Source organism: Acetitomaculum ruminis DSM 5522, from assembly GCF_900112085.1.
GTDB lineage: Bacteria > Bacillota > Clostridia > Lachnospirales > Lachnospiraceae > Acetitomaculum > Acetitomaculum ruminis.
The window spans coordinates 26,403-36,346 of sequence record NZ_FOJY01000022.1; the positions used below are offsets into that span (position 1 = coordinate 26,403).

The following is a 9,944-nucleotide window of genomic DNA, read 5'->3' on the forward strand; positions in this document are numbered from 1 at the left end:
AAAGTAATATAATGAGTTCAGTAATTAAATATAACTGATTTGGAAAAAACTAACTCCCTAAAAAGTCTATTCCATTAATAATAAGAAAAATGAACCAAACAAAGTAACCAAAGTTTAATATAGATACAGGATAAAGTTCCTCCACAGTAGACATTTATGAGTAAATATTCATTTGTAAATGATACTGTCTGTGGGGCTTTATCCTGCTTTTTTCTCAATCTAAAAATCCCTTTAAATTAATCACTAATAATTCTTTTATAAATAAAACCCTAACTTTGACGAAATAATATTCGGAAAGGAGTGACGTTTGAGAAAAATTTACATTTCATTAATAAATAATATGGTAATTCTTTTATTTCAAAAATAATCTAAGACAATAATCCCCCAAAGTTCTCAAACGATATAATTTAGACATGAATAAAAACGGAAAAATGTTTGAGCCAATAAAAATAGGCAGATTTCTTTCAAAAAATCGACTTGAAATTGCACCCGCAGGGGCTTTTTTAACAGACAGAGATGGTGGAAACAACGAAAAATACATGGCCTATATGGAAAGCCTTGCAAGAAGTGGTGCGGGAATAGTTACCACTGGAGTTTCCAGCATAAACAAAGCAGCCAGTGGAGTTGCCATTACCTGTCTTGGAAATCCATTTCTAATACCGGGATATGTGAATCTTTCTGAATCAATGCATCGTTTTGGCTGTCTTGCAAGCATGGAACTTGTTCCGGGAAATGAAATGATTATGCCTCCTGATGTAGTGGTAAATCAGGCGGACAAAGAAAAAATAAGGGATCTTATTACTCAATATGCCGATGCAGCAGATTTTTGCTTAAAATCCGGTTTTGACATGATAATGGTACATGGAGGACATGGAAATGTTCCAAGTATGTTTTTCTCAAGCTTTCATAACAAAAGAACTGATGAATATGGTGGTTCATTTCAAAACAGATCAAGATTTGCTTTGGAAGTGTTAGAAGCCATTAGAGACAGAGTAGGAGACAAACTTGCTATAGAATACAGAATAAGTGCTGAAGAATTAAAAGAAGGATATATGCAAATAGATGAAACCCTGGAGTTTGCAAAGCTTATTCAGGATAAAATAGATATAATTCATGTTTCAAGAGGACTTTTAGAAGAAGATGAGTTATTACCTTATATGTTCTCGCCGGCATATTTCCCTAGATGTATGAATCTTAATGCCGCAAAACGCTTCAAAGAAGAATTAAAGATACCTGTAAATGTAATTGGTGGATTTAATCTTGAATTGGCAGAAGAAGCCATTGAAAGAGGAGATGTGGATATGGTATCCATGATGCGTACTTTTCTTGCAGACACAGACTGTGTCCAGAAAGTATACAGAGATCAACAGGCAGATATTCGTCCATGTGTCAGATGTAATACCTGTATAGATCATACACATTCACATTTTGTAGAAATAAGATGTGCAGTTAATCCAAAGATAGGCAGGGAAACCTGGTTTCCAAAGGTATTTAAACAGCAGGATTCTAAAAATGTGGTAATTATCGGTGGTGGTCCTGCCGGGCTTGAAGCTGCAAGAAATCTTTCAAAAATGGGACATAAAATAACCTTATTTGAAAAAGAACTGGAACTTGGGGGAGCACTTAGAATGGCTGCTGCCGCTGATTTTAAATTTGATATGAAAAATTATCTTGATTGGTCAGTCCGTTCAGTACTTACCGATAAAAACATAGATGTAAGGCTTGGAATAAAAGCTGACAAAGAAAATGTAATGGCACTAAATCCTGATGCATTATTTATAGCACCTGGGGCAAAACCGATAATTATTGATTTTCCAACGGCTCCTAAAGGAAAAGTGGTATGGGTTGGTGAACTGGAAATGAAAAAAGCATTTGTCGGGGAAGATGTAGTCATAGCAGGAGCCGGTTTTACAGGCCTTGAAATGGCTCTAACATTGGCAAGACAGGGAAAAAAGGTAAGAGTTATTGACATGAAAGACGAATCACAAATAGGTGCTGATGGAATTCATATAAGTATAACAGGATTAAAGCAACTTTTAAAAGAAGAAGGCGTGGAATTTACCTGCAAGGTAAAATTAGAAGATGTAAATAATGAAGGTGCAATAGTAACAGACCTTAATACAAAAGAGACGAAAACGATAAAATGCGATAATGTGGTTCTTTCTCTGGGAGTTGTTTCCGACACCAAAACAGTTGAAGAATTTAAAAATCTGATACCATACACTTATGTAATGGGAGATTGTCAGGGTGAAGCAAAAACCCTGTATAATGCAGTACGCACCGCTCATGATATGGCAATGGCTTACTATACAGAATACTAGAATATTTTTAACTAAAAAAATCCTTTTTGGTATTTACCAGAAAGGATTTTTTTTAGTATAATCCCACGAAAAAATTTTTATATGTAACTATTACAGCCAACTGTGTTATAATCAAAACTATTAAAAACAAACATCTTAAAAGACCATAATATATTCCAATTTATGAAAGGGTAAAAATATGGTATGAAAAAAATAATAATATTTTTTAGCCTGCTTGTTTTTGTATTTTCCTCGGCATTTACCTATGTGGAGGAGAAACAAAGAGTCTTTGATAACAGTGATACACTAATAAGCAATGAGCTAAACAGTCTCGAAAAAAAATGCCAAAAATACTCATTTATCTATGAAGGAGATTTTGTAATTCTGATAGACTCAGAATATGAAAAAAACAGAGCAAAAGATTTTTATAATAATGGATTTTTTGGATATACACAATCAGGACATGACGGTATAATACTTTATATATCAATAGATAAGAAAAAAGTTGAAATTAAACGCTTTGGCAGTTTTTTAAATCTTTCGCACAAAAAAATAAAAGTAATAATAAAAACAGTCCAAAAAAGTCTTAAAGAAGAAGACTATTTAGGAGCCTGTAAGTCATTTTTAAAGACTACCGTGTATTTTCTTGAAAACAAAGATGCAGATGCAGGTGATTATGAAAAAAGCATTGCTATGAATCGGAATCTTAAAATATTTATATCCGGTATGTTTATATACCTTCTGGTAATGACAGTAGCAATGATTATAATATTAAAAAAACATAAAAGGAAGTAAAGGAGAAGAAAAATGTTTGCTGATAATATGAGAGTGGGTGACAAATTAAAAAAAGGATATAACCTTATTGAAGAGGGAAAGATTGAGGGAGCATATATCTTTTTTGAAGCTGTGAGAGATATGTATCTTTACGATATGATAGAAGATACAATATTTGAAAAAATGTCTGCATACATTAGAAGTCTAGATTTTACCAAAAAACCTGAACCTGGAAAAAACTGGCTTAAAATGATACTTATTGATTTAAGATATGCAAAAATGGTATCCCTTAAAGGAGATCTTTTAGAAAATATCTGTGATGTGTTAAACAAACTTCCCATAGTAGAAGAAAATGCATTAACCCAGAATCTTTTAGAAGGATCTCTTGAAAAAGTAAAATTAGCTGATGGTGCTTATTATACAATCCAAAGTAATTATGAAAGTAATCAAAGATTTCTTATAAGATTTAAGGATGGACAGATATCTCCACTGGATTTTGATGTTAAAGATTTTGAAATAAACAGACAGGATGACAGAATTGAGTTTTCCTATACCAGAGGAATGAAAGATACCTTTAGCATAAAAATGGAGGGTGGAGACAAGAAAAAAGTAGATAAAAAAGGTAATACAAAAACTTTGATAAAAATAGAGGGACATCATCACGACCATGACCATAATCATGAGCATCATGATCACGAGTAATAAATAAAGAAAAATAAAGGCAGAGACCACCAGATGAACTGGTGGTCCGTATCAAAGAATATAATCACAAAAAGGATTGATGAGTTAAAATAGGTATTTATCTTTGCTCTATCGATGCTATAAATTTATCATAAGTAGAATTCTCAAACAACGTAAAGGGTGTATGAATGTATTTGTAAAAGACTATAGGTATTCGTGAAAAATGCACCAATAAGCAATGGTGCTCATTTTACAAAAAATGATTTGGGAAAAATATACAACAAAACTTTGTGCTATTAGCACGAAGTTTTATTAATTTTAAAATACTATAAAAGGAGGCAGTAAAAATGAGTTATGAAGTAGTATTTGAAATTTTTAATGAATGTTCTGCAAATGTTATGAGAGATGTGTTTTTTGATGAAATTGAAGTGGAATCTGAGGAAGAACTTGAGTCTTACATAAAAAAAAGACATTCAGAAAAGGATTTAAAAATCAAAAAAGAAGTGATAAATCCTAAAAATATAGTGTTTAACATAACCTTATCAGATACAAAAGCCAGATATACATTTAGCCAGATTGATTAGAAATATTGTTTAAAGTATATATAAAAATTACGGTAATTTTGTATATATTAACTTGACTTTGCAACAAAAAAATGTTAATATTTCACCATATCCACTAGGGAGGGATATGCAGGGGTAGTCTCAAGGTGAGTTTATCAAAAATCCAATAGTTTAGTTATATGAAATTACTAAAAGTTTTACAATTAAGAAGTGTTGAATCGGATTTTGTTTATCTGATTCGTTAAAAAACTAACATGATTCACAAATTAGGAGGATTGCGTGATGGCAAAAACTATAGCTTTAGCAGGCAAAGGTGGTGTAGGAAAAACCACTACTACCGGTTTTCTTATTGAATATCTTGCTGCTAAAAAGGATGGAGCTATTCTTGCGGTAGATGCAGATGCAAATGCAAATTTAAATGAAGTATTAGGAGTTGAGGCAGGTGCTACTCTTGGAGATATCAGAGAAGAGATTGCTCAGGCAGAGATTTCAACAGATAATCCTATTCCTCTTGGAATGTCAAAACAGGATTATACAGAATTTAAGTTTAACAGTGCCCTTACAGAAGAGGACGACTATGATCTTCTTGTTATGGGTAGAACACAGGGAAAGGGCTGTTATTGCTTTGTAAACGGTCTTTTACAATCCCAAATCCAAAAATACGTTAACAATTATGAATATATTGTAGTAGATAATGAAGCAGGAATGGAACATATCAGCAGAGGAATACTTCCTAAAGTTGATGTGATGATTCTTGTAAGTGACTGTTCAAGAAGAGGAATCCAGGCAGTTGGAAGAATAAAAGAACTTGTTAAAGATCTTAACCTTGAACCGGAAGTTATAAAGCTCATTGTAAACAGAGCTCCAAACGGAGAATTAAATGCCGGCATAAAAGAAGAGATTGAAAAACAGGGATTAGATCTTGCAGGCGTGGTACCACACGACGAATCAATCTATGAATTTGACTGCGAAGGAAAACCGTCTTCAAAAGTAGCTGCTGATGATCCAGCAAGAACAAAATTGTATGAGATATTTAAAAGCTTAGGCTTATAATATCAAAAAAAGTATGTAGAGATTAATAACACATATATAGGTTAATGTCTAAAGGAAAAAGAGAATGAGAATATGGAGCGAGTCATTAGTGCGGGACTTAAATGAAATCAGCCCTTACACGACATACAGTGAAGGGTGCTATGTATCAATGATAAGCTAATAACCTTTGAAAAAGGTGGAGTGAACACTAAAACAAAGGTGATAATATTGCTTAATAAAGCAAAATCATAAAAGGAGGCCTATATGGAAGAATTTAAATTAACTACTTACGAACAGTTACAAGAAGACACAGACAGATTACTCGAAACTGCAGAAAAAGTTGGTGCTAACACCTGGCAGGAAAGAGTAAAAAATCAGACACCTCATTGTAAATTTGGTGAGAATGGTGTATGTTGTAGAATTTGTACAATGGGACCATGTCGTATTACACCAAAGGCACCTAGAGGAATTTGCGGATGTGATGCTCATGGTATCGTAGGAAGAAACTTCCTTCGTTTCACAGCTGGTGGATCTGCTACACATTCAGATCATGGACGTGAAATTTGCCATACATTACATATTGCAAGCCCGGATGGAGATTACAAAGTTAAGGACGAAGCTAAACTTAGAAGACTTGCTCCAGTCTTTGATATTGATCCAGAAGGAAAAGAAACATATGAATTAGCTCATGAAGTAGCATTAGCAGCTCTTGAAGAGTATGGTAAACCATTCGGATATCAGAAGATGACTAAGAGAGCTACAAAAGAGCGTCAGGAGACATGGTTAAGAGAAGGAATCCTTCCACGTGCTATCGACCGTGAAGTTTCAACAGCTATGCATATGACTCATATGGGCAACTCTTCACTTCCAGAAGCTCTTATCAGACAGGCTCTTAGAAATGGTTTGTCAGATGGATGGGGCGGTTCCATGATGGGAACAGAATTATCAGACGTTCTCTTTGGAACACCTAAGGAAATCGAGACAGAAGCAGATCTTGGCGTTATTAAAGAAGATGAAGTAAATATCTGTGTGCATGGACATGATCCATCACTTTCAGAAATGATTGTTGAGTACGCTGAAAATCCAGAACTTCTTGCTCTTGCAAAAGAAAAAGGAGCTAACGGAATCAATATTGTTGGTGTATGTTGTACATCTAACGAGGTTACTATGCGTCACGGAATTCCAATGGCTGGTAACTTCTTATCTCAGGAAAATGTTGTACTTACAGGTGCTATGGAAGCTATCGTAGTAGACGTTCAGTGTATCTTCCCAGCATTAGGACCTCTTAGTAAATGTTTCCACACAAAATTCATAACTACATCAGATATCTGCCGTATGCCAGATTCAGAATTCATTCATATGGATCCTACTAAAGCTGGTCAAATTGCATATGATATCGTAAAGATGGCAGTTGAAAACTTTGCAAACAGAAATAAAGACCTTGTATATATTCCACAGCATAAACAAAAAGCATATGTTGGATATTCATGTGAGGAAATCATCCACAAACTTGATGGAGTAACAAACAGCCAGGTAGATCCTACCGGAACATACAGACCACTTGCACAGGTTGTAACATCTGGTGTTATCCGTGGTGCTGTAGCATTAGTTGGATGTAACAATCCTAAAGTACGTCATGACTACGCTCATGTTGAACTTATGAAGAAACTTATAGCAAATGATATCATTCTTGTTCTTTCAGGATGTTCAGCTCAGGCTGCTGCAAAAGCAGGTCTTCTTGACAAGAGAGCTAAAGAACTTTGCGGAGACGGTCTTAAGAGAGTATGTGAACTCGTTGATATTCCACCGGCACTTCATATGGGCTCATGTGTTGATATCAGCCGTATGATGCTTCTTGTATGTGATCTTGCTAATGAATTAGGAATTGATACTCCACAGCTTCCAGTAGTTGGATGTGCTCCTGAGTACATGTCAGAAAAAGCTGTTTCAATCGGTAACTATGTTGTTTCAACTGGTATCGATACATTCTTAGGCGTTCAGCCATATGTAGCAGGTTCTAGTGAATGTACAGAACTTCTTACAAATGGAATTGGGGACTGGGTAGGTGCTACTTACTATGTTGAGTCAGACATCGAAAAACTCGGCGACATGATGATCGAAAGAATTGAAGAAAAACGTAAAGCTCTTGGAATTTAATCCATAAGAATACGATAAAATATAGTATATTTGCTGAGCATTTATTACATTTAGAAAGGTGATACAGATGAAAATTGCTGTAACTGGTAAGGGCGGAGTAGGAAAGACAACATTGTCTTCTACATTAGCCAGACTATACGCAGATGAGGGTAAGAATGTTCTAGCTGTTGATGTTGATCCTGATGCTAACCTTGGGTTGGCATTAGGATTTAGCGAAGAAGAATTAGACAGCATAGTTCCAATATCTCAAATGACAAAACTTATTGAAGAAAGAACAGGTGCATCAAGTGATGGTCTTGGAAAATTCTTCAGAATAAATCCAAAGGTAGATGATATACCTGATAAATTTGCAAAAACCTGTAACGGAGTAAAACTTTTAGTTTTAGGAACAGTAGAAACAGCTAATAGTGGTTGTGTATGTCCGGAACATGTTATGTTAAAAAGAATTATTTCCCATTTACTTATTCAGGATGATGATGTTGTCATCATGGATATGGAAGCAGGTTTAGAACATCTGGCAAGGGGTACTACCGAGAAAATGGATCAGTTTATTGTAGTTATAGAGCCAGGAGCAAGAAGTGTACAGACATATAAAAATGTTAAACGACTTGCTACAGAATTGGGAGTTCCTCAGGTAAGGGTAGTTGCAAACAAAGTTCGCAATGAAAAAGATGAGGAGTTCATCAAATCTAAAATACCTGCAGAAGACTTTTTAGGCTTCATTCACTATAATGAGGATGTAATAGATGCAGATCGTCAGGGTCTTGCTCCTTATGATATCAGCAAGGGAGCTACTGATGAAATAATTGAAATCAAAAAAATAATTGATAATGATTAATTGGATAGGAGGAAACACAGTGACATTATTAGATAGAGTTTTTGGCGGCGCTGATGCAGTTAAAGGTTTAACACTTGGTGCTATTGACGAAGCAATCGCAAAATACGGAGAGGACAAACCGGTTTCTTTCCCTGACACAGCATACAGTCTTCCATGTTACTACGCTGTAACAGGACAGAAAATTGCTACATTAGGAGAACTTAAAAAAGCAACAGAGACTATCGTAGCTTTAAACACAAGAGAGCCACGTCTTCATGACGGATTTATGTCAGGTGTAGCTACAGCTCTTGGAGCAGAATTTATAGAAGTATTAAAATATATTGACAATGACACACCATACGAAGAGCCATGTGCAGGACATCTTCCGGATGCTATCATCCGTGACATGGGTGTACCGCTTGTTACAGGAGATATCCCAGGTGTTGCTGTTATCATCGGAGCTGCTCCTACAGCAGATGAAGCAGTTGAGCTTATTAAGAGCTATCAGGAACAGGGTATTCTCGTAACATTAGTTGGTGGATGTATCGATCAGGCAGTAGAAAAAGGACTTAAGATGGGATACAATGTAAGAATCGTTCCTCTTGGAAAAGAAATTACAGCTGTTGTCCATGTAGTATCTGTAGCATTAAGAGCTGCTCTTATCTTTGGTAACGTTGAACCAGGTGATGCTGCTACACTTATGAAATATACTATGGATAGAGTTCCTGCATTCGTTAATGCATTTGCACCAGTTGATGATGTTACAGTTGCAGCTGGAGCTGGAGCTATTGCTCTTGGTTTCCCTGTAATCACAAACGATGAAAACAACATCTTCCCTGTACCAAAGAGCCTTATCGTACAGCCAGATGTTTCAAAATTCAACGCTACATCTCTTGAAGCTCGTGATATTAAGATTAAAATTACAAAAATTGATATTCCTGTTTCTTATGCATCAGCTTTCGAAGGTGAAATTATCAGAAAAGCTGACATGCAGATTGAAGCTGATGGTTCAAGAGTAGACTGCTTCGAGTTCGTTCAGATGAAAGAATTATCAGAAGTAGAAGACCATAAGATTACAGTTGTTGGTAAAGACTTTGATGAATTTGAAGTTGGCGAAAAAATCAGCATGGGTATTATCGCTCATGTAGCTGGAAAAGCTATGCAGCCAGACTTTGAATCAGTATTTGAAAGAAAATTCCACTCATTCTTAAACTGTATCGAAGGACTTATGCACACAGGACAAAGAGACCTTATCAGAGTTCGTGTAAGCAAAGATACATTTAATCAGGGATTCAGAGCTAAACACATTGGTGAAGTAATCTACGCTAAATTAAAGAGTGAGTATGACACAGTTATTGATAAATGTGAAGTTTTCGTATATACAGATGCAGACCAGGTACATGACCTTCGTCATAACCTCGTTATCCCTACATTCAACGCTAGAGATGCTCGTATCGGAAACATGACAGACGAAAGTGTAGACGAGTTCTATACATGTATCCTTTGCCAGGCATTCTCACCTTCACATGTATGTATCGTTACACCAGAAAGACTTGGACTTTGCGGTGCTGTTTCATGGTTAGATGCTAAAGCAACACATGAACTTCAGCCAAACGGACC

General features: G+C 35.5%; 8 protein-coding genes. All 8 read left to right on the forward strand.

From position 1 onward, the window contains the following. Window positions 1–413 precede the first annotated feature (413 nt). The gene (locus BM153_RS11945; RefSeq protein WP_092874287.1) at window positions 414–2,321 is read left to right on the forward strand and encodes an oxidoreductase; all 1,908 of its coding nucleotides are present in this window, start codon (window positions 414–416) and stop codon (window positions 2,319–2,321) included. Between the two features lie 183 nt (window positions 2,322–2,504). Continuing rightward, window positions 2,505–3,095 (forward strand): TPM domain-containing protein, encoded by a 591-nt coding sequence (locus tag BM153_RS11950; RefSeq protein ID WP_092874290.1) that lies wholly within the window; start codon window positions 2,505–2,507, stop codon window positions 3,093–3,095. 12 nt (window positions 3,096–3,107) lie between these two features. After that, window positions 3,108–3,776 carry a hypothetical protein gene (locus BM153_RS11955; RefSeq protein WP_092874293.1) on the forward strand — a complete coding sequence of 223 codons (669 nt, stop codon included), beginning with the start codon at window positions 3,108–3,110 and terminating at the stop codon, window positions 3,774–3,776. 326 nt (window positions 3,777–4,102) lie between these two features. Continuing rightward, window positions 4,103–4,339: a hypothetical protein gene (locus BM153_RS11960; RefSeq protein WP_092874296.1), complete on the forward strand. Its 237-nt coding sequence runs from the start codon at window positions 4,103–4,105 to the stop codon at window positions 4,337–4,339. Window positions 4,340–4,600: 261 nt separating this feature from the next. Beyond that, the gene (locus tag BM153_RS11965; protein ID WP_092874299.1) at window positions 4,601–5,371 is read left to right on the forward strand and encodes an ATP-binding protein; all 771 of its coding nucleotides are present in this window, start codon (window positions 4,601–4,603) and stop codon (window positions 5,369–5,371) included. Between the two features lie 243 nt (window positions 5,372–5,614). Next, window positions 5,615–7,507, forward strand: coding sequence for an anaerobic carbon-monoxide dehydrogenase catalytic subunit (gene cooS, locus BM153_RS11970; protein WP_092874302.1), 1,893 nt, complete (start codon window positions 5,615–5,617; stop codon window positions 7,505–7,507). 67 nt (window positions 7,508–7,574) lie between these two features. Then, entirely contained in the window at window positions 7,575–8,345 is a 771-nt protein-coding gene (locus tag BM153_RS11975) for an ATP-binding protein (RefSeq protein WP_092874305.1), read from the forward strand. Window positions 8,346–8,364: 19 nt separating this feature from the next. Beyond that, window positions 8,365–9,944: CO dehydrogenase/CO-methylating acetyl-CoA synthase complex subunit beta (locus tag BM153_RS11980; RefSeq protein ID WP_177205677.1), on the forward strand; the 1,580-nt coding region annotated here is incomplete at its 3' end.

Excerpts from the sequence above, each read along its gene's own strand:
- BM153_RS11945 (WP_092874287.1), top strand. The coding sequence starts at position 414 with ATGAATAAAAACGGAAAAATGTTTGAGCCAATAAAAATAGGCAGATTT.
- BM153_RS11950 (WP_092874290.1), top strand. The coding sequence starts at position 2,505 with ATGAAAAAAATAATAATATTTTTTAGCCTGCTTGTTTTTGTATTTTCC.
- BM153_RS11955 (WP_092874293.1), top strand. The coding sequence starts at position 3,108 with ATGTTTGCTGATAATATGAGAGTGGGTGACAAATTAAAAAAAGGATAT.
- BM153_RS11960 (WP_092874296.1), top strand. The coding sequence starts at position 4,103 with ATGAGTTATGAAGTAGTATTTGAAATTTTTAATGAATGTTCTGCAAAT.
- BM153_RS11965 (WP_092874299.1), top strand. The coding sequence starts at position 4,601 with ATGGCAAAAACTATAGCTTTAGCAGGCAAAGGTGGTGTAGGAAAAACC.
- cooS (WP_092874302.1), top strand. The coding sequence starts at position 5,615 with ATGGAAGAATTTAAATTAACTACTTACGAACAGTTACAAGAAGACACA.
- BM153_RS11975 (WP_092874305.1), top strand. The coding sequence starts at position 7,575 with ATGAAAATTGCTGTAACTGGTAAGGGCGGAGTAGGAAAGACAACATTG.